The organism is Enterocloster sp. 210928-DFI.2.20, assembly GCF_020554465.1.
Taxonomy (GTDB): Bacteria; Bacillota; Clostridia; order Lachnospirales; family Lachnospiraceae; genus Enterocloster; species Enterocloster bolteae.
The window spans coordinates 56,387-76,576 of the sequence record NZ_JAJCHK010000012.1; the positions used below are offsets into that span (position 1 = coordinate 56,387).

General features: G+C 51.2%; 16 protein-coding genes. All 16 read left to right on the top strand.

Annotated features, from left to right (window positions below; all coding sequences use genetic code 11):
- On the top strand, window positions 1-1,509 hold the full coding sequence (locus LI015_RS12685; protein WP_227125258.1) for an AMP-dependent synthetase/ligase: 1,509 nt from the start codon (window positions 1-3) through the stop codon (window positions 1,507-1,509).
- 272 nt (window positions 1,510-1,781) lie between these two features.
- Window positions 1,782-2,819, top strand: a complete 1,038-nt coding sequence (locus LI015_RS12690) for a M20/M25/M40 family metallo-hydrolase (protein WP_002570197.1) — start codon at window positions 1,782-1,784, stop codon at window positions 2,817-2,819.
- A gap of 94 nt (window positions 2,820-2,913) precedes the next feature.
- Window positions 2,914-4,329: an extracellular solute-binding protein gene (locus tag LI015_RS12695; RefSeq protein ID WP_002568167.1), complete on the top strand. Its 1,416-nt coding sequence runs from the start codon at window positions 2,914-2,916 to the stop codon at window positions 4,327-4,329.
- A 157-nt stretch (window positions 4,330-4,486) separates the two neighbouring features.
- Window positions 4,487-5,410: a carbohydrate ABC transporter permease gene (locus LI015_RS12700; protein WP_002568166.1), complete on the top strand. Its 924-nt coding sequence runs from the start codon at window positions 4,487-4,489 to the stop codon at window positions 5,408-5,410.
- Entirely contained in the window at window positions 5,411-6,262 is an 852-nt protein-coding gene (locus LI015_RS12705) for a carbohydrate ABC transporter permease (protein WP_002570196.1), read from the top strand. It begins immediately after the preceding gene.
- A 35-nt stretch (window positions 6,263-6,297) separates the two neighbouring features.
- A complete protein-coding gene (locus tag LI015_RS12710; protein WP_227125260.1) occupies window positions 6,298-7,650 on the top strand; it encodes an ABC transporter substrate-binding protein in 1,353 nt (450 codons plus the stop codon).
- Window positions 7,641-8,798 carry a MalY/PatB family protein gene (locus LI015_RS12715; RefSeq protein ID WP_002568163.1) on the top strand — a complete coding sequence of 386 codons (1,158 nt, stop codon included), beginning with the start codon at window positions 7,641-7,643 and terminating at the stop codon, window positions 8,796-8,798. Before LI015_RS12710 ends, LI015_RS12715 begins: the two co-directional genes overlap by 10 nt.
- A 52-nt stretch (window positions 8,799-8,850) precedes the next feature.
- On the top strand, window positions 8,851-10,662 hold the full coding sequence (locus LI015_RS12720) for a sensor histidine kinase (protein WP_227125261.1): 1,812 nt from the start codon (window positions 8,851-8,853) through the stop codon (window positions 10,660-10,662).
- Entirely contained in the window at window positions 10,646-12,259 is a 1,614-nt protein-coding gene (locus tag LI015_RS12725) for a response regulator (protein WP_002568161.1), read from the top strand. The genes LI015_RS12720 and LI015_RS12725 overlap by 17 nt, the downstream gene beginning before the upstream one ends.
- 229 nt (window positions 12,260-12,488) lie before the next feature.
- Window positions 12,489-13,175, top strand: coding sequence for an N-acetylmannosamine-6-phosphate 2-epimerase (locus tag LI015_RS12730; RefSeq protein ID WP_227125264.1), 687 nt, complete (start codon window positions 12,489-12,491; stop codon window positions 13,173-13,175).
- A gap of 66 nt (window positions 13,176-13,241) precedes the next feature.
- On the top strand, window positions 13,242-14,159 hold the full coding sequence (locus LI015_RS12735) for a dihydrodipicolinate synthase family protein (RefSeq protein ID WP_002568159.1): 918 nt from the start codon (window positions 13,242-13,244) through the stop codon (window positions 14,157-14,159).
- Between the two features lie 188 nt (window positions 14,160-14,347).
- Complete coding sequence (locus LI015_RS12740) at window positions 14,348-15,850, top strand: sodium:solute symporter (protein WP_002568158.1); 1,503 nt, start codon at window positions 14,348-14,350, stop codon at window positions 15,848-15,850.
- A gap of 23 nt (window positions 15,851-15,873) precedes the next feature.
- Window positions 15,874-16,329, top strand: coding sequence for a YhcH/YjgK/YiaL family protein (locus tag LI015_RS12745; protein ID WP_002568157.1), 456 nt, complete (start codon window positions 15,874-15,876; stop codon window positions 16,327-16,329).
- A 141-nt stretch (window positions 16,330-16,470) separates the two neighbouring features.
- The gene (locus tag LI015_RS12750; RefSeq protein WP_002570193.1) at window positions 16,471-17,367 is read left to right on the top strand and encodes an ROK family protein; all 897 of its coding nucleotides are present in this window, start codon (window positions 16,471-16,473) and stop codon (window positions 17,365-17,367) included.
- Window positions 17,368-17,416: 49 nt separating this feature from the next.
- Window positions 17,417-18,247, top strand: coding sequence for a MurR/RpiR family transcriptional regulator (locus tag LI015_RS12755; RefSeq protein WP_021894345.1), 831 nt, complete (start codon window positions 17,417-17,419; stop codon window positions 18,245-18,247).
- Between the two features lie 489 nt (window positions 18,248-18,736).
- Complete coding sequence (locus LI015_RS12760; protein ID WP_002568154.1) at window positions 18,737-20,080, top strand: hypothetical protein; 1,344 nt, start codon at window positions 18,737-18,739, stop codon at window positions 20,078-20,080.
- The last annotated feature ends 110 nt before the right edge of the window (window positions 20,081-20,190 follow it).

Below are 20,190 nucleotides of genomic sequence, written 5' to 3' on the forward strand. Positions count from 1 at the left end.
ATGGCAGCAGAGACATTAAGGGATATAATACGGCACGGCGCAGAGGCTTATGGAGAGCAGACAGCATTCCGGTACAAGGTAAAGAAGGAAATCATTGACAAGTCCTACAATGAGGTAAACCTGGATTCCATGGCTGTAAGCCGTGCCGTGGAGGCCCTTGGGATGAAAGGAAAGCATATTGCGGTCATAGGCACTACCAGCTACCAGTGGATTACCACCTATTTCGGAATCGTGAACAGCGGCAGCGTGGCAGTGCCCATCGACGCGCAGCTTCCCGTAGAAGCCGTGTGTGAGCTCTTAAACAGGGCGGATGTAGAAATGCTGGTGTACGATGAACTGCGCTCTGACGTGGCAGGCGTTGTGCGCGGGAAATGTCCGGGCATCAGGCACGTGGTATCCATGCAGGCCCGGGAGACGGTGGGGGATGTGCTTTCGCTGTCCCGGCTGATAGCCGGACATGCCGGTACATATGAGACAGAGCTTGCCGGCGGTCAGCTCTGCACCATACTCTTTACCTCAGGCACCACCGGAAAGAGCAAGGGAGTCATGCTGAGCCACAGGAACCTGACGGACAATGCGGTCTGCCTGGACATGAGGATACCTGCGGGAACCGTGTCCATGACCCTGCTGCCCATCAACCATGTTTACTGTCTGACCATGGATATCATAAAGGGGCTTTATATAGGAATGATTATCTGCATCAATGATTCCATTATGCATGTACAGCGCAATATGAAGCTGTTCAAGCCGGAAATTGTGCTGCTGGTGCCCCTTGTCATTGAGTCTATCTACGGAAAGTTAAAGGATGCCGGAAGCCTGATTCCCAAAAAGATGGTGGCAAAGGCCGCCTTTGGGGGCAGCCTGCGGATCATATGCAGCGGCGGGGCCTACCTGGATCCGGACTACGTAGACCGTTTCAGGGAATACGGAATTACCATCCTTCAGGGCTACGGCATGACGGAATGCTCGCCGGTTATCAGCACCAATCTGGAATGGGAGAATAAGAAGGGTTCTGTTGGAAAACTTCTTCCCAACTGTGAGGCCAGGGTGGTGGACGAAGAAATCTGGGTAAGGGGATCCAGCGTCATGCAGGGGTATTACAAGATGCCGGAGCAGACGGCCGAGACCCTGAAGGACGGATGGCTTAAGACCGGAGACTTAGGGTATGTGGATGAGGACAATTTCGTCTATATCACAGGCCGCCGCAAGAACCTGATTATCCTTGCCAACGGCGAGAATGTATCCCCGGAGGAGCTGGAGAACGAGCTGAGCCGCTCGGAACTGGTAAAGGAAATCCTGGTCCGGGAAAAAGATAAGATAATAGAGGCGGAAATTTTCCCGGATTACGAGTACGCGAAGAAAAAGCATATCAAGGATATCCAGGGAAAACTACAGGAACTGATTGACGGGTTTAACAAGGATATGCCGGTCTATAAGCGAATTTACAGCCTGATTGTCAGGGAGACGGAGTTTGAGAAGACGCCGTCAAAGAAAATTAAAAGATTTTAGAACCCTGCCGTACATTATGAGCGGATTAGGGGAAAGCAGATATATACTCTGTTTTCCTGCTAACCGCTTTTTTGCTGCCCGGAAAGGTAAAAAGATTACTATAAATAGTAAAAGCTGTCCATTCTAAACGTCATTTCCTGTCCTGTCCGGCATCTGCAAAGAAAATCCGGGCGAAAATCAGTCAAAATCATACGGTTTTCCATCAATTTATTTTATTCATACCGGAGCTGAAAAAAGATATAATTTAAAACGTGTTCAGATGGAGGGAAGTTATGGACCAGGAATTTTTTTACCGGCTGCTCTCCTGCCAGGGAGTATCGGGCAGGGAAACGAATATCCAGAAAACAGCAGCAGCGTATATGGAAGGCTTTGCGGATGAGGTTAGGCGTGAGGTAAACGGCAATGTGACCGGCATACTGAATCCGGACAGCAGCTTTAAGATTTTGCTGGCAGGCCACATAGATGAGATTGGACTTATGGTCACGGACCATACAGAGAAAGGTTTTCTGCGGGCAGCCAGAGTGGGGGGAATTACCCCGCGGATGTATCTGGGACAGAAGGTGCGGATTGACACGGGAAAGGACCTGGTATACGGGGCAGTGGCAAGTTCCGGGGAATTGCAGAAAAAGGAAGAATTGTCTGATACAGACCTTGTTATCGACATCGGGGCCGGAAACCGGGAGGCGGCCAGAAGGCATGTGCCTGTGGGGTCCGGTGTGGTGTTTGATACGGATTGGAGGCCCCTGTTGGGGGAATGCATCACCTCCAGGGCCCTGGATGACCGCTCCGGCGCATTCATTGTCATGGAAGCCTTAAGACGGGCAAAGGAAAAGAAATGCAGAAACGGAGTCTATGCCGTGACAACGGTGGGAGAGGAAACCGGCTTTAGCGGCGGGGCCTGGGCCGGCGCCGGTATCAGGCCAAACATGGCCGTTGCGGTGGATGTGACCTTTGCCAGCGATGGACCGGGCGGGGATGACGGGGTACGCGGCAGGGTGGCCCTGGGAGGCGGTCCCGGACTCTGTGTGGGGATTATGGGACATCCGGTAATGAACCGGATTCTGGAACAGGCAGCCGGGCGGCTGGATATCCGCACGCAGCCGGTCATAACGCCCGGAAGAACCTTTACAGATACGGACGCCATACATATCAGCGGACACGGTGTGCCGGCAGCGCTGGTGAACCTGCCTCTGCGGTATATGCATACTCCGGCGGAAGTGTGTTCCCTGAAGGATGTCAGGGACTGTATTGAACTGATCAGCGAGTTTGTGTGCATGGTGGACGGACAGACTGATTTGCGGCCATGCTAGTGCTACAGCCGGACGGAAACAGCAAGGTATCAGGATAACGGTAACAACATTTCGGGAACATGTCCCGGAATGCAGAATAGAAAGGGGAATTATCATGAGAAAAAGACCATTAGCTTTATTGACAGCAGCAGCCCTGGCAGCAGGTACGCTGGCAGGATGCGGTTCTTCGGCATCCGCGCCCACCGGAGCAGCGCAAAAGGCAGAGGCTTCCGGTAAGGAATCCTCCCAGGCAGCAGAGGGAAAGACAGAGGCAGCGGGCCAGGCTGGCGGCGCAGCCGGCGTGGACGTGTCCGGAGCCACCGGGGAAATCAATGTGTGGACCAACTTAAGCCAGAGCGAGATGAACTTCTATGTGGAAGAATTCAACAAGCGGGTTCCCGGCGTAAAGGTGACAGTCACTGTCATGCCGGGCAACGAGTACCGCACAAAACTCCAGAACGCATTCCGCACAGGCACCAATGCGCCTGACGTGGCTACCTTTGAAATTTCAGACTTTGGTATGTACAAGAACACCGACCTGCTGGAGAACCTGAGTACGGAGAGCTACGACGCAGAGGCTCTTTCCAAGGATATGATTCCCTATGTGGACGAGCTCTCAAGGGATAACAGCGGTAATTTAAGAGGGCTGTCCTACCAGGCTACTCCAGGCGGTTTCTGGTACAAAAAGGCTCTGGCAAGGGAATATCTGGGAACAGATGATCCCGAAGAATTACATGAGATGTTAAAGGACTGGGATTCCATCATCGAGGTGGGCAAGCAGGTGAATGAGAAATCCGGGGGCAAAATAGGACTGTTGGACGACATTGAGACCGTAGAGCAGATTTACTGTTCCTATAAAGGCGCTCCGTGGGTGGATGAGAACAACCATATCATCTCCGATGATTTCCTGATGGAGCAGCTCAACCTGATGCAGCGCGTGGTTGACAACAATGTGGATGCCAGGGCAGACCAGTGGTCGGCAGGCTGGACCTCAGGCATGTACTCCCAGGATATGTTTATCCTGATCGGACTTCCCAGCTGGGCCCTTAACTTCTGCATCAAGCCGGGCATCCCGGAGGGAGAAATGGAGAAGGCAGCGGATACATGGGGCTATATGGAGGCACCCGCGCCTTACCAGAACGGAGGAACCTGGTACGGCATTTACTCTGGTTCCAAGAACAAGGAAGCTGCCTATGCCTGGGTAAAGACCATGACAGCTGACAAGGATTACCTGGTCAATGGCCTGGCCGGCCAGTTAGGCGATTTCCCGGCATATATACCGGCTATCGAGCAGTGTATCGAAGAGGGGCATACGGACATCGTCACAGGCGACCAGCAGTATTTCCAGAGCTTCTATGACACGGCAATGAACGTCAAGGCAGACCCCATGACCAAGTACGACCGCCAGGCATGGACCAGCATGACTGCCCAGATGGATTTACTGGCAGGCGGCGGCGCCACTCCGGAGGAGGCATGCCAGGGATTCAAGGAGGATATGCAGCGCATCTATCCTGAGATAGTAATTGACTAGAACATGCCGGACCACGGCAGACCTGAGTGCGGCTGCCGGATTTGTAAATGACCAGAGGATGCAGGGTGTGAGATAATTCATATCCTGCATCTGTTTCACGGAAGAAGGGGCAGGGCTTTAAAGAAGCCTTTGGCCTGCCTTCAGATGGGAGGATTTCATGACGGAGAAGGGGAAGAGCATACAGCCCTCAAAAAGGAGAAGCCTGGATAAGAGCAATCGGGGATTGCTTTTTATCCTGCCTTATTTTATTATATTTTTATGTTTTACACTGTATCCCATACTGTACACGTTTAAACTCAGCTTTCACAGCTGGGACGGCCTGGGGACTCCTGTCTTTACCGGCCTGGCAAACTACAGGCGTCTTTTAAATGACGCGGTGTTTTTCAAATCTATTTTCAATACAGTGTTCATCGCCCTGCTGGCCATGGCGCCCCAGATGATATTCGGCCTGATTCTGGCCTTTCTGCTGAACCAGCACCGGTTCAGGGGCGGGAACCTGTTCAAAACCATTTTTTATTTTCCAAACCTCGTAACCGCAGTTTCCCTGGGCGTCCTGTTCAGCCTGCTGTTTGACTTTAAGGCGGGAAGCGTAAACAAGCTTCTGATGGCCTTACATATCATAGCGGAGCCGGTTAACTGGAAGATGAACGGGCTGTTTACCCAGCTGATTGTGGCCTTTGTGCTGTTCTGGCAGTATTTTGGATATTATACCATCATATTTACCGCGGGAATCAAGGGCATACCCTATGATATTATGGAGGCAGCCGAGGTGGACGGTGCTAATAAATTCCAGACCTTTTTCCACATTGTACTGCCCCAGCTGCGCAATATCATGACCTATGCCTTTGTCACATCCATCATAGGCGGACTCCAGCTTTTCGATCTGCCCTTCACCTTTGCGGGGGCCACGGGAGGACCCAGCAAATCTGTCCTCACCATGGTCATGTATATGTACAACATCGCGTTCCAGAATTATGATTACGGATATGGTTCCGCTATTTCGTACGGCCTGTTTGTCATCATCATCGTATTTTCTCTGATATTTATGAAATATACGGCAGGGAAGGAGAGGAATTTTTAAATGGAAAAAAAGGAACTCAAGAAGTACAGTGTAAAGACAAAGTTTTTCCGGGCAATTACCTACGGGGTCCTGGTTCTGCTGGCACTAATCTGCATCGTGCCCTTTTACAACATGATTATCAACTGCACCCATGACAACGCCGCCCTGGCCACCTCCTTCCAGATGACGCCGGGAAAATCCTTAAAAACCAATTACCAACACCTGGCTGCCAATGTAAATATATGGAGGGGGCTGCTCAACAGCCTGTTTATCTCCCTTGCCAGCACGGTGATTACGGTTTACGTGGGCGCGCTGACAGCCTACGGCTTTGCCAAGTATAAATTTAAGTACAACAAGCAGTTATTCTGGCTGGTGCTGGCTACCATGATGCTTCCGGGCCAGTTGGGAATCATCGGGTATTTCCAGCTCATGAACAACATACATATGCTGGACAATTACGCGGCCCTTCTTATCACTTGTTTTGCACCGCCGGCCATGGTATTCTGGAACAGGCAGTACATTGATTCCTATGTGCCGGATGAGCTGATCGAGAGCGCCCGCATAGACGGATGCGGGGAGTTCCGTATTTTCAACGAAATCATTTTTCCAATCATAATGCCGGGAGTGGCAACCCAGGCCATTTTCACCTTTGTGGAATCCTGGAACGCCTTTGTGAAGCCGTCCATTCTTTTGTTCTCCCAGGACAAATTCACACTTCCCATTCTGGTGCAGCAGATGCAGGGAGTATATAAGAATGATTATGGAACTGTGTATATCGGAGTCGCTCTGTCGGTTATCCCAATACTTATCATGTTTGTGCTCTGTTCCAGACGCATACTGGAAGGCGCCACGGCCGGTGCTGTAAAGGGATAACGCAGGTACCGGAAAAAGATGCTGCGAGGGAAGGTATGAAGGGTTTGAGACATTTAACCATATGGATGTGCGTCTTGGCCGCAGTTCTTGGAATGGGGGCATGCAGCAGGGCGGAAAAGGATGAGGATGTCCGGGTGGATATGACGGCGCCTGCAAAGGACAGTCCGGGAGAGCGGCCGGTCATACGGTTATGGCATATCTATGGAAGTGATGACGACCAGGCCGCGCGTATCATGGAGCAGCTGACCAGGGAGGCAGAGGATAAATTTAATGTTACCATAGAAGTGGATACAGCTGAAAATGAAGGCTATAAGACAAAGATTAAGGCCGCGGCCGCGGCCAATGAGCTTCCGGACATCTTTTATACCTGGAGCCATGAATTCTTAAAACCCATGGTGGACGCGGGAAAGGTGCTGGAGGTGAGCCGGTATTACAGTGATGATTTCCAGTCCCATCTGAACGATGCCATGATGAAGGGAATCCAGTTTGACGGCGGGACCTATGCGCTGCCCCTGGACAGTTCTGTGGCCATGGTGTATTACAACATGGAAATGATGGACCGGTATGGCCTGGAAATACCTGTGACCTGGGATGAGTTCATCCGGGTATGCCAGACTTTTGTGGACAACGGCATAACCCCTATGCCGGTGGGAGGCAATGAGCCGTGGACCATTGCCATGTATTATGACCTTCTGGCGCTCCGGGAAGTGGGGCCGGAAAAGGTTGCGGATGCGGCAGCAAAGCGGACGGACTACAGCGACCCAGGTTTCCTGGAAGCTGCCAGAAAACTGCGTCAGCTGGTGGATATGGGGGCGTTTACGGCTGACTCGGCCACTGCGCTCAGGGAGGAGGCAGAGGCTCTTTTCATGCAGGGTCAGGCGCCTATGTATCTTAACGGCAGCTGGACTTCATCCCGTGTCTACAGGGAGTCATCCAGGGTGGCGGGCAAGGTGAAGGCCGCGCCCTTTCCGGTGACAGGGTCAGGAAAATCCACTATATATGATTTCACAGGGGGGCCTGACAGCGCTTTTGCAGTGAGCAGCAGTACAAAGGACCCGGAACTTACCGTGGATTTGGCTGAGTATATGGCCATGGGGCTGGCAGTGGAGCTTTATAAATGCAAGTCAAATGACCTCCCCTATATCAACGTGGATACGGGTGACGCCCAGTTAAACCCGCTTATGCAGGAGATTCATGAGTACACGGACCATGCCGCCAGCTATACCATATGGTGGGATAATCTCCTGGAAGGAACCGACGCGGCCAGATATCTGGACAGCCTGGAATGCCTGTTTCGCGGGGATATCATGCCGGAGGAATTTATAAGCCGTATGAACGGGTTAAAGCAAGAGGAAACAGATGACAGGAGGGAAACAGGATGGAAGTGAGATATGTAACGGACCGGCATGACACCCTTTGCGCAAAATACAGACAGGAATACAGGGATAATCCCGATTATCTGTACTGCGGGGTGGCGGATATGGACCTGGCGCCGCCGGATCCGGTTTTAGAAGCCATGAAACGCAGGCTGGACCATGGGGTTTTTGGTTATACCGAACTGCCGGACGGTTATGAGAAACTGGTTTCAGACTGGATGCGTGAGCGGTATCACTGTGAGGTAAAGCAGGAATGGGTGCTGTTCTCTCCCAGGATCAACATGGCCCTTAACATGGCGGTGGACACCTTCACAGAGCCGGGAGATTCCATTATCGTCAATACACCCGCCTATCCTGCGCTGACAGGGGCAGTAGAAAAATGGGGCCGGAATCTGAAGGAAAGTCCCCTGATTCTTAAAAATGGGCGTTTCACCATTGATTTTGACGGTCTGGAAAGGCTGGCGGACCAGAAAACCAGGGCATATATCCTCTGCAATCCCCACAATCCCACCGGAAGGGTGTGGACGGATGAAGAACTGTCAGGGGTCACCGCCTTCTGCAAACGCCATAACCTGCTTCTGCTGTCAGATGACATACACGGGGATTTTGTGTGGCCGGGCCATGTGTATAAGCCGCTTTTAACGATGTACCATAATCCGGAGCAGGAAAAGGTTATTGTGTTCAATTCCCTGACAAAAACCCTGAATATCCCCGGACTGATTTTTTCCAGTGTCATTCTCCCTAATCCCGAAATGCGGCGGGCCATGGAGGAAACCATAGACCGGTGGGGGCTTCACAACCCTAATGTGTTCGCGGCCGATATCCTTAAACCTGCTTACCGGGAATGCGGGGAGTGGGTGGACCGGATGCGGGCGCAGGTCTATGAAAACATAAAGACTGCCCAGGAGTTCATAAACAGGGAACTGCCCTGGCTGGATGCCTATGTGCCTGACGGCACCTATCTTATGTGGATTGGATACGGACGCACCGGTTTATCCGAGGAGGACATGAGACGGCTGCTGGAAGAAAAGGGCCATTTGATACCGCTTATGGGAACCCATTTCAAGGAGGCCGGCAGAGGCTGGTTCAGGCTGAACATGGGGACCTCAGGGGAACAGGTAAATAAAATACTTGAGAGACTTGCGCTGTGCTGGACATAGGGCCGGATAACACCGGTCCCAGGTCCGGCATGAGCCGGTTATGGGGATGTATATGAAAGGGTTATGTGAGAATGTAAAAGGGGCCTGGGACTGGCTGTTCCATGAACATATTTCACGCAGAATCATGGCCGTGTTCGTGATATTTTTCCTCATCAGCTTTTTTCTGACCTATTCCCTGTATTCGTGGGCTGCCAGGAAGCAGGAGGACTCCATGATAGAGCAGTCATCGGTGCAGATGGTCACTGGGGTCAGAAACAATCTGGATGAGATGGTCCTTAATGTGAACGATGATTTCAATATGCTGTTAAAAGGAGGCACCCTGGATGTGGTGAACCATCTTCCCAGGCCGGAGGACAGAAAAACATATGACAACATGCTGTTTACCGCTCTTGACAGCAACCATTATCTGGAGTCCATCTATCTTCTGGATTTTTCGGCGCACCTGTACGGCGTGGACAAGCATGACATGAAGCGGCTCAGCGTGGATTCCACATTGAAATGTCCGTGGTACAGGAAAGCCCTGGAAGCAGGGGGGAGCTATATACTGGAGTATGAGGCAGGAGGCATTTTCTATAAAAGATACAATTCCAGGTTTGTGTCTGTCATCCGGACCATCAACAGTCTGGAGACCCAGAAGCCCCAGGGATTCATTATTATGAATATTCCCACAGACGCCATAGCGGAAATCTGCAGCGCGGCTGCTTATGGAAGCCAGGCCATGATAGGGATTATGGACCAGGATGGAAACCTGATTGCGGGTACGCCCGGATTTGAATACCAGGATTTCCTTAAAACGCCGGCCGGAAGCAGTGATGAGGAAAAACTTCTGGTAAGCCGCAAGGGGGATGGGGAGCATACCACTTCCCTTTACCTGCCGGACTATGGATGGCACCTGATTGCCAGGATACCCAGTCAGGTGAACCGCAGCGCTTTTAAGGACCTGTTCCTGATCGCCACCCTTATTTTTCTGGTGAATGTGGTGCTGATGCTTTTCGGCTCCCTTTACATATCCAAGTCCATATCCAATCCCATCTATGCGCTGATTGGAATGATGAATACGGTAAAGGACCGGAATTTCAGGAAGATACCTGTCAAATACCCCAAAAGCGAGATTGGGATTTTACAGACGAATTACAATAACATGGTGGACGAGATATCATCCCTGCTGTCCAGGCTGGTGGAGGAGCAGAAAATCAAGGAAAAGGCGGAGCTGCACGCGTTGTTTGAGCAGGTAAAGCCTCATTTTCTCTACAACACCCTGGATGCTATCGGCTATATGGCCTTGACGGAGGAGCCGTCCCAGACCTATGAGGCCATAGAGACATTGGGGAGCTTTTACAGGCAGAGCCTGAGCCAGGGGGACCAGATGATAACCGTTGAAAAGGAGACAGCCATTGTAAACGATTATGTAAAGCTTTTGAGGCTCAGGTACGGGGATTTGTTCGATGTGGAGTACCAGGTGGATGAGAGCTGCCTCAGGGTTCTGGTGCCCCACCTGATTCTCCAGCCGTTAGTGGAGAATGCCGTGTACCACGGGATTAAGCCAATGGGCGGAAACGGGCATATCCGCATCCGGATTGGACCGGAGGAGGGCGGCCGGATGAAAATACAGGTGCGGGACAACGGAGTGGGCATAGATGCTTCCGCCCTGTCAAAACTTCAGGACTACCATAAAATATGGAATATTGATATTGACGTGTCGGGAACCGGGATTGGCCTGATTGGCACCATACAGAGAATCGTACTGATATACGGTGAACAGGCGTCTTACCAGATTAGAAGCGTGCCGGAGGGAGGAACGGAAATCACCTTCCTTCTGCCGGTGACCTGCGGGGGAGAAGAGGACCATGGAGACTGGATATGACCAGCTGTTAAAAGTGATGTTTGTGGATGATGAGGAGAAAACCAGGAAACTTCTCAGGGTTTTTGTGGACTGGCAGTCCATCGGCTATGAGCCGGTGGAGGACGCGGCCAGCGCCAACCAGGCCATGGAACTGATAGAAGAGGAGCATCCTGACGTGGTTATCACGGACATTGAGATGCCCTATATCAACGGCCTGGAATTTGCCCAGATGCTGGCGGAGGAGTATCCGCAGATCGTGGTCATCGTTCTGACGGCCCATGACCTGTTCCAGTACGCGCAGAAATCCGTGGAGCTGGGCATCAAGAGTTTCCTGTTAAAGCCCATACGGAGGGCGGAACTGATTGAGGTCATGAAGGATGTGCGGACCGATATCATGGAGGAGCGCAGAGCTATTTTTGAGTTTGAGGGGCTTAAAAGCAGGATTGCGGAGTCCAGGACGCTGATTGTCCAGAATTTCCTCAACAACCTGCTTTTGAATAAGGTGGACCAGGAAAGCCTGTGGGGTACCATACGCTACTATGATATTCCTCTGAGAAGGGATACAGGGCACTACAATGTAATGGTGCTGATGCCGGAGAAACACAATGACCCGGAGGAGGACGAGCTGAGAAGGCAGCAGTGCATGGAGGTGCTGTCCCCGGCGGTAAGCCGCCTTACGGATGTGCTGCTGCTAAAGGACATACACCAGAACCTGATTCTCCTGAGCCAGAATAAGAAAATCAGCCTCATGTCCTACGGCGCCCATTTTACCGTACTGATTAAAGAAAAGCTGTCCATGGGAATCTATGCGGGCTGCGGAAATCCGGTGGATTCCCTGGAGGAGATCCGCTACAGCTACAAGCAGGCATATAAGAATGCCATGATTGCCAGCTACAGCCACAACCAGGCATTTCTTTCATCGGGCAGGGAATCCGATATGGGAGGCCTCCAGGAGCTGATCCAGACCCTGACAGAGGAGCTGCCCCTATATCTGGGGATACCTTCCGGGGACAAGGTGAGGCAGCTGGTGGGCACGGCCTACGGGACACTTAAGGGCCTGCCGCAGAGCAGCCTTTCGGATTATCTTGTTATATCTTATTCCATTGTCAATGTGACCCTGTCCACCCTGAGCGACAATGGAATTCCTTACATAGAGATATACAGCACGGACCATCTGCCCTATGAGAAGATACTCCGTCTCACCGGGGCAGAGGAGATTGAGAAGTATATCAGCCAGTTTACAGACTTTACGGTCTGCCAGATTGAAGAGTACATGAACAAGAAAAACACCATGCTGGTCCACCGGATTGTCCAGTACATGAACGAGCATATGGATGATTCCACTCTGTCGCTGGCTAAGATATCAAAGATCAACTATATCAACAACTCGTATCTCAGCAGGACCTTCAAGTGTGTTATGGGAATCAACTTCATGGACTATCTGGTATCCATCCGCATCGAGGCAGCCAAAAAGCTTCTGAAGGGAACGGATTTGAGAATTTATGAGGTGGCCCGCAGCGTGGGCATCGAGGACCCCAACTATTTTTCCAAGTTTTTCAAAAAACATACCCAGGAAACGCCGGCCCAGTACCGGGATCGATGTCAGGAAGCCTTGTAGGCTTCCTTTTTTTGCATTTATGAAGAAACAAAGAACGTTTTATTGTGCATAATATATAAATCACCTGACAAAAACTTGTGTAATATGGCGCCCTGATTTAAAAAAAGTGAAAGAACTTTCTGAACATCTAAGTGCTATTGAAAATAAAATCAAACCTGTTATACTAAAGCTACAAGAGATGAGCAGCCGGAACAAGGCTGCCAGGCATTCATAACAAGGAGGAACTCATATGAACGAAAAAGTAGAGAGCCTGAAAGGGAAGCTGATTGTATCCTGCCAGGCCCTGCCCCATGAGCCGCTTCATTCGTCCTTTATCATGGGCCGGATGGCACTGGCTGCCAAGGAGGGCGGAGCGTACGGAATACGTGCCAATACCAAGGAGGATATCGCTGAAATCCAGGCCCGGGTTGACCTGCCTGTCATCGGCATCGTGAAACGTGACTATGAGGACAGCAAGGTATACATTACGCCTACCATGAAGGAAATCAACGAGCTGATGGAAGTCAAACCTGATATCATAGCGCTGGACGCTACCCACAGCCTGAGGCCGGGCGGCAGGACCCTGGATGAATTTTACAGGGAAATCCGGAAAAGCTATCCGGAACAGCTGCTGATGGCGGACTGCTCTACAGTGGAGGAAGCCCTTCACGCAGACCAGCTGGGATTTGACTTTATCGGGACCACACTGGTGGGCTATACGGACCAGAGCAGAGACCTTAAAATTGAATCCAACGATTTTGAAATCATCCGCCAGATTGTGGAAAAGGTGAAACACCGTGTCATTGCGGAGGGAAACATCAACACGCCGGAAAAGGCGAAGAGGGTTATTGAACTGGGGGCCTTCAGTGTGGTGGTGGGTTCCATTATCACCAGGCCCCAGCTGATAACAAAGTCTTTTGCAGAGGCGCTGGATTAGTACAAACATGTTAACCATTTCATTATAAAGGGGACCCAACGGGTCATTGAAAGGAGAAGTAAGATTATGGCAAACTTAGAAAAGTATAAAGGTGTTATTCCTGCATTTTACGCATGCTACGACGCAGAGGGAAATGTGAGCCCGGAGAGGGTAAGGGCTCTGACTGAGTACCATATCAGAAAAGGCGTTAAGGGCGTTTATGTAAATGGATCTTCAGGAGAGTGCATCTACCAGAGCCTGGAAGACCGCAAGATTACACTGGAAAATGTAATGGCAGCTGCCAAGGGCAGGCTGACCGTCATCGCACATGTGGGCTGCAATAATACCAAGGACAGCGTGGAGCTGGCAAAGCATGCAGAGAGCCTGGGCGTTGACGCCATCGCATCCATCCCGCCCATCTACTTCCATCTGCCGGAGTATGCAATTGCCGCCTACTGGAATGCCATGAGCCAGGCAGCTCCCAACACGGATTTCATTATCTACAATATCCCCCAGCTGGCAGGCGTGGCCCTGACACAGAGCCTGTTCGCCGAGATGAGGAAGAACCCAAGGGTCATCGGTGTAAAGAATTCCTCCATGCCTGTGCAGGATATCCAGATGTTCAAGCTGGCAGGCGGGGATGACTACATCATCTTCAATGGCCCGGACGAGCAGTTTATCAGCGGCCGTGTCATCGGAGCAGAGGCCGGTATCGGCGGAACCTACGGCGTGATGCCTGAGCTGTTCCTGAAAATGGATGAGCTGGTGAAGGCAGGTAAGATGGAAGAGGCTATGAAGGTACAGTATGCTGCCAACGACATTATCTACAAGATGTGCTCCGGACACGGCAATATGTACGGTATGATTAAAGAGATGCTTCGCATCAACGAGTCCCTGGATCTGGGCGGGGTCAGGGAACCGCTGCCTCAGCTGATTGAATCCGACCTTGCCATTGCACAGGAAGCAGCCCGCATGGTGAAGGAAGCGGTTGCAGCATACTGCTAAGACCAGGTGTGTTTCTGACGGGGATGTCAGGCGCTCTGATCACAGTTACCTGTGCAGTACTGAAGATAATGTAAATGGTCCCCGGTCCTTTCTGGAGGGAGAAAGGGCCGGCATGGGACCGGAATGCGTTTGGGAAAAGGAGGATGTTTCCCAGGGTTTTCCGTATAGCAAAGAAGGGAGATTGATTTATGCAGGGTTTTACTACAATTGATTTGATTATACTGATTGTTTATCTTGCGGCTGTATTATTTGCCGGACTCTTCTTCTCCAAAAAGGAGATGAAGGGAAAAGAGTTCTTTAAGGGAGACGGCACCATTCCGTGGTGGGTTACTTCCGTTTCCATATTCGCAACATTATTAAGTCCCATTTCCTTCCTGTCCCTGGCAGGAAATTCCTATGCAGGAACATGGATTATGTGGTTCGCACAGTTAGGAATGCTTGTGGCCATACCCATTACCATTAAATTCTTCCTGCCAATCTACAGCAAGCTGGACATCGACACAGCCTACCATTATCTTGAAATCCGTTTTGGAAGCAAGGGCCTGCGTGTCCTGGGCGCCGTCATGTTCATCGTGTACCAGGTGGGCCGCATGTCCATCATCATGTATCTTCCATCCATGGTACTCTCCAAGCTTACAGGCCTTAATGTAAATCTCCTGATTATTGCCATGGGTGTGATTGCCATTATTTATTCCTACACAGGCGGACTTAAATCCGTTCTCTGGACCGATTTCATCCAGGGCAGCGTCCTTCTGGTTGGCGTTACCTTTGCGCTGTTCTACCTGGCCAACGGCATAAACGGCGGGTTCGGAGCCATTTTCCAGACCATGGGCGAAGGTAAATTCCTGGCGGCAGACCAGCCTATTTTTAATCCCAATATACTGAAGGACAGCGTATTCCTGCTGATTGTGGGCGCAGGTCTTAACACCTGTTCCTCCTATGTATCCAGTCAGGATATTGTGCAGCGTTTCACCACCACCACAGATATGAAGAAACTGAACAAGATGATGCTGACCAACGGCGCTCTGTCCATCTTCATCGCAACCGTATTTTACCTCATCGGTACAGGACTGTATGTATTCTACAGCCAGAACGCGCTTCCTCCGGCAGCCCAGCAGGACCAGATTTTCGCGTCCTATATTGCTTATGAGCTTCCGGTAGGTATCACAGGACTGCTTTTGGCAGCCATCTATGCGGCATCCCAGTCCACTCTGTCCACCGGCCTTAATTCAGTGGCAACCAGCTGGACCCTGGATATCCAGGAGCGTCTTTCCAAGAAGGAGATGAGCTTTGCCCTTCAGACAAAAATCGCACAGTATGTATCCCTGGGCGTGGGCATTGTGGCCATTCTGGTGTCCATGGTACTGGCAAACGGCGAAATCAAGTCAGCTTATGAGTGGTTCAACGGATTCATGGGACTGGTGCTGGGCGTGCTGGGCGGTACATTTGCCCTGGGTACATTCACAAAGGTGGCCAATGCAAAGGGCGCATACGTGGCATTCTTTGTGGCAGCGGTTACCATGGTCTGCATCAAGTACATGGCTCCTGCGGGCTCCGTATCCATCTGGTCCTATTCCATCATCTCCATCGCCATCTCACTGGTAGTGGGAATCCCGGTGAGCATGATTACAAGAAAGATGGACGGGGATACATCCAAGCCTGTAAAGGACGCTACGATTTACCACAATTAATGATTCATTAACAGGAGGTAATCATGATATTTGGAAACATTACACAGGAAAAGACCTATGCCTTTCTTCCTGAGGATTTAAAGGAATGCTTTGCCTATGCAAAGGAGCATGATTTGGCGTCTTACGAAAAAGGATGCCATCCCATCGACGGAGAAAGGCTGTTTGTCAATGTGGTGGAGTATGAGACCACCCGGCCTGAGAACCGCTTCTGGGAAGCCCACAGGAATTACCTGGATGTACATTTAATGCTTGACGGGCAGGAGCAGATTGATTTAAACTTTATAGAGAACATGGAGCAGAAGGAGTATGTGGAGAAGGATGACTTCCTTCCCATGGACGGCGCACCCAACAGCCATGTGGTGCTCAGGCCGGGGGATTTCCTGATTTGCTACCCGGAGGACGGACACCGCACAGCCGTGGCCGTAAACGAACCTGAGAAAATCAAGAAGGCCATATTCAAGGTGCGGATTGACCATTAAAAGCATATAGACCCGGATACAGAGGCAAACCAAAGACCCTGGAACGCAGGACGGAGCATCCCGTCTGCGCTCCGGGCAGGTTTGCCTTTTGCGGCAGGGCGGCGTCAGGGTGAAAAGAAGATTTAAAGGAGCGGTGCTACGATGAAACAGTATATTTGCATTGATATCGGGGGAACGGAAATCAAGCACGGGGTGCTGGACGAAAATGAGAAATTTCTTGCAAAGGGTAAGGTGCCCACCGAGGCCTTTAAAGGCGGGCCTGCCCTGTTAAAAAAGGTCATGGGGATTGCGGCGGACTACCTGAAGGACCGGAAGACAGAGGGAATCTGTGTGTCCACTGCCGGCATGGTGGATGTGGAAAAGGGGGAGATATTCTATGCAGCCCCTTTGATTCCTGAGTATGCGGGAACAAAGATCAAGGCCAGCATGGAGGCGGAATTCGGACTTCCCTGCGAGGTGGAGAATGACGTGAACTGCGCCGGCCTGGCGGAGGCTGTGTCCGGGGCAGCGGCAGGGGCCCAGTCGGCCCTGTGCCTTACGGTTGGAACCGGAATCGGCGGCTGCATCATCATCGGCGGCAGGGTGTATCACGGGTGGAGCGGAAGCGCCTGCGAGGTGGGATACATGCACATGGACGGAAGTGATTTCCAGACCCTGGGAGCTGCCAGCATACTGGTAAAACGGGTGGCGGCTGCCAAGGGGGAGCCTGAGGCCCAGTGGAACGGCTACCGTATTTTCCAGCTGGCCGGGGAAGGGGACTCTATATGCGTGGAGGCCATTGACCAGATGTGCGATTGTCTGGGAAAAGGCATTTCCAATATATGTTATGTGCTGAATCCCCAGATCGTAGTGCTGGGAGGGGGAATCATGGCCCAGGAGGCGTACCTGCGTCCCAGACTGGAAAAGGCTCTTGCCCGGTATCTGGTATCCAGCATATATGAAAAGACAGAGCTGGCCTTTGCCAGGCACCAGAATGACGCGGGGATGCGGGGAGCCTACTATCATTTCCTGGAGAGGCAGGGAAAGGCCCGGAGCTGACCGGTATTGGCCGAAAGCAGGTCTGTGGTCTTAACCAGGAGGAGGTATTATGGAATATCTGAAATCAGTGATACCGGTCATAGAATCCAATTATGTGAATTTTACAACGGTGGAGCGCAGTATTGCGGATTTTTTTATCTATAACAGGGAGCAGATGGATTTTTCAGCTAAGTCAGTGGCCGGAAAGCTGTTTGTGTCGGAGGCGTCCCTGTCGCGGTTTGCAAAGAAGTGCGGATTCAGGGGTTACAGGGAATTCATTTACCAGTATGAGGAAAATTTTGTGGTCAGGCAGGACTCCATGACAGGCAACACCAGGACTGTGCTCAATGCCTACCAGGAACTTCTGAATAAGACGTATAACCTGGTAAATGAAAAGCAGATTGAGAGGGTGTGCCGGTATATGGCCAAGGCGGGACGCGTGTTTGTCTGCGGAACAGGAAGTTCAGGCCTGGCTGCCAGGGAGATGGAGCTGCGTTTTATGCGTATCGGCCTGGACATCACGTCCATGGACCACAGCGACATGATACGTATGCGCGGCGTGTTCCAGGACGAGAACTGCCTTGTCTTTGGCGTCAGCATCAGCGGTGAGAAGGAGGAAGTATTATACCTTCTGGAGGAAGCCCACAAGCGGGGCGCCAGGACCGTGATGCTCACTGCCAGGAACAGGCCTGATTTCGATGCCTTCTGCGATGAGGTGGTGCTTCTTCCGTCGCTGCTCCATCTGAACCATGGAAATGTGATTTCACCCCAGTTCCCCATTCTCCTGCTGACGGACATCCTCTATTCCTACTATCTGTCCCAGGACCCGTATAAGAAGGAAGTGCTCCATGACAGTACATTGAGGGCCCTGGAAAAGGGGAGGAGAGAGAATGTAATGTAAATGCCGGGAGATGCCCATTCCCGGCGGGATAAAATGTATCTCAGGACGTTTCAGGACCATGAGGGCTATTAAACTTTCGGTATGCTGTTAATCACGGCATGCCGATTTTTTTGTTAGAGTATGAACTCTTACCGCATCCTTGGATTGTTTTGGACGAGCTAATATATTAGATAGCAATAAACGAGATGCGACAATGTTAAAAAGCCGCTAAAACGGTGTAAAAACACTGTATAAAAATGTGATATTTTGTGAAATATGTATAAAAATAAGATGAAAAACAGTGGAAAATGACTCTATACAAACTAATATATCAGTACTAATATATTAGTATCAGCAACAAGGGGTTAAGATGAATGAAAGGTGCGTATGTAACCAGAACGTATCCGGAGATTCATTCCCGTCATTCCTGCGCTCCGGTACAGAAAAGCAGAGGCATAAGGGAGTCTCTGAGGGAGAGCATTCAACTATTTTCATCAAAGGAGGGTTCGTATGAACATCAATGTAATTATCGGTATTATCATGATTCTGTCCTTCTTAGGCATGGTATGGTACTGTGTGAAGGGATTCAACCTGATGGTGGGATTTGCAATCATGGCAACGTTCTGGACTGCCCTGGCATTGGTGGGCAACGCATTTTCGCCCACATCGGCCATGGAAGGCAAAACCTTCATCCAGGTGCTGGAGTATGTATATGCAGAGGGTCCTGCCGGATATGCAAAGTCCATTCTGGTCAATGTATTCTTCGGAGCATTCTTCGGCAGGGTCCTGGTGGACACCGGCATAGCGGCCACCCTGATTCGTAAGGTGGTTGAGCTGGGCGGCGATAAGCCCAGAATCACCATGGCGCTCCTGTGTATCGTTACGGCCATTATCTTTATGTCCATGACCGGTATCGGACCTGTTATTTCCATCGCGGTTATCGTACTGCCCATTCTGCTTTCACTGGGCATTCCGGCTCCTGTGGCCATGTTCAGCTTTATGGGATCTATCATGGCAGGCATCTTTGGAAATATCGTCAATTTCCAGCAGTACCAGACCATATATGCGGGCTTTAATGCGGCGGCAGCTGATTACACCTACAACGATTACTTCAAGATTGGCGTTACCTGCATGGTGGTAGCCATCGTGGTAGTGCTGGTGGTTGCCAACCTTTCCATGAACAAAAAGGCAGCCCACGCATGGGCGGCCACTGCTTCCTCGGCAAGTGACAATGCCCCGGCCATTTCCTGGATTTCCGTTATCCTTCCTGTCCTGGGCGTGGTGCTCTTCAAGATTCCCATTATTTTAGGATTCTGTCTTTCCGGCATCTACGCACTGATTACAACGGGAAAAATGAAGGGCAGCTATTCCGAAATCTGCCGCCTCTTTGCAAAACTGTTTACCGATGGTTCCATTGATGTGGCCCCCATGGTAGGATTCCTGCTTACCCTGGCCATGTTCAATAACGCGGCAACCTATGCAGCGCCTTACTTTACAGCTATCCTGGGAGGATTTGTGCCTACCACAGCCATTACCCTGGCCATCGTGTTCGCCATACTGACACCTCTCGGCTTCTTCCGCGGCCCCATGAACCTGGTTGGATGCGGAACCGCAATCCTGGCAGTTGTAGTGGCCACCCTTCCCAATGCACCGGTAGCCTTCCTGTATCCGCTGTTTGCAGTGACCACCATTGCGCCTCAGCATCTGGATATCACCCAGTCCTGGGTTGCATGGGGATTTGGATATACCAAGGTTTCCACCAAGGATTATATGAAGATGTCCATTCCTACCGGATGGATTGTAGGCATTATCTGCTGCGCTGCAGTATTCGTACTGTACGGCGGCCTGATGTAGATGTGAACGGGAGTATAAGACGGCCGGCTGCAGCAGGGAAGGATTCCCTGCTGTCCGGATGGGAGCTGGCGGGATACCTGCCGGCTCCCCCTTATAAGACGGTTTGATGA

Bases quoted from the DNA above. Each gene is read 5' to 3' on its own strand.
- LI015_RS12685 (WP_227125258.1), top strand. From the start codon at position 1: ATGGCAGCAGAGACATTAAGGGATATAATACGGCACGGCGCAGAGGCT.
- LI015_RS12690 (WP_002570197.1), top strand. From the start codon at position 1,782: ATGGACCAGGAATTTTTTTACCGGCTGCTCTCCTGCCAGGGAGTATCG.
- LI015_RS12695 (WP_002568167.1), top strand. From the start codon at position 2,914: ATGAGAAAAAGACCATTAGCTTTATTGACAGCAGCAGCCCTGGCAGCA.
- LI015_RS12700 (WP_002568166.1), top strand. From the start codon at position 4,487: ATGACGGAGAAGGGGAAGAGCATACAGCCCTCAAAAAGGAGAAGCCTG.
- LI015_RS12705 (WP_002570196.1), top strand. From the start codon at position 5,411: ATGGAAAAAAAGGAACTCAAGAAGTACAGTGTAAAGACAAAGTTTTTC.
- LI015_RS12710 (WP_227125260.1), top strand. From the start codon at position 6,298: ATGAAGGGTTTGAGACATTTAACCATATGGATGTGCGTCTTGGCCGCA.
- LI015_RS12715 (WP_002568163.1), top strand. From the start codon at position 7,641: ATGGAAGTGAGATATGTAACGGACCGGCATGACACCCTTTGCGCAAAA.
- LI015_RS12720 (WP_227125261.1), top strand. From the start codon at position 8,851: ATGAAAGGGTTATGTGAGAATGTAAAAGGGGCCTGGGACTGGCTGTTC.
- LI015_RS12725 (WP_002568161.1), top strand. From the start codon at position 10,646: ATGGAGACTGGATATGACCAGCTGTTAAAAGTGATGTTTGTGGATGAT.
- LI015_RS12730 (WP_227125264.1), top strand. From the start codon at position 12,489: ATGAACGAAAAAGTAGAGAGCCTGAAAGGGAAGCTGATTGTATCCTGC.
- LI015_RS12735 (WP_002568159.1), top strand. From the start codon at position 13,242: ATGGCAAACTTAGAAAAGTATAAAGGTGTTATTCCTGCATTTTACGCA.
- LI015_RS12740 (WP_002568158.1), top strand. From the start codon at position 14,348: ATGCAGGGTTTTACTACAATTGATTTGATTATACTGATTGTTTATCTT.
- LI015_RS12745 (WP_002568157.1), top strand. From the start codon at position 15,874: ATGATATTTGGAAACATTACACAGGAAAAGACCTATGCCTTTCTTCCT.
- LI015_RS12750 (WP_002570193.1), top strand. From the start codon at position 16,471: ATGAAACAGTATATTTGCATTGATATCGGGGGAACGGAAATCAAGCAC.
- LI015_RS12755 (WP_021894345.1), top strand. From the start codon at position 17,417: ATGGAATATCTGAAATCAGTGATACCGGTCATAGAATCCAATTATGTG.
- LI015_RS12760 (WP_002568154.1), top strand. From the start codon at position 18,737: ATGAACATCAATGTAATTATCGGTATTATCATGATTCTGTCCTTCTTA.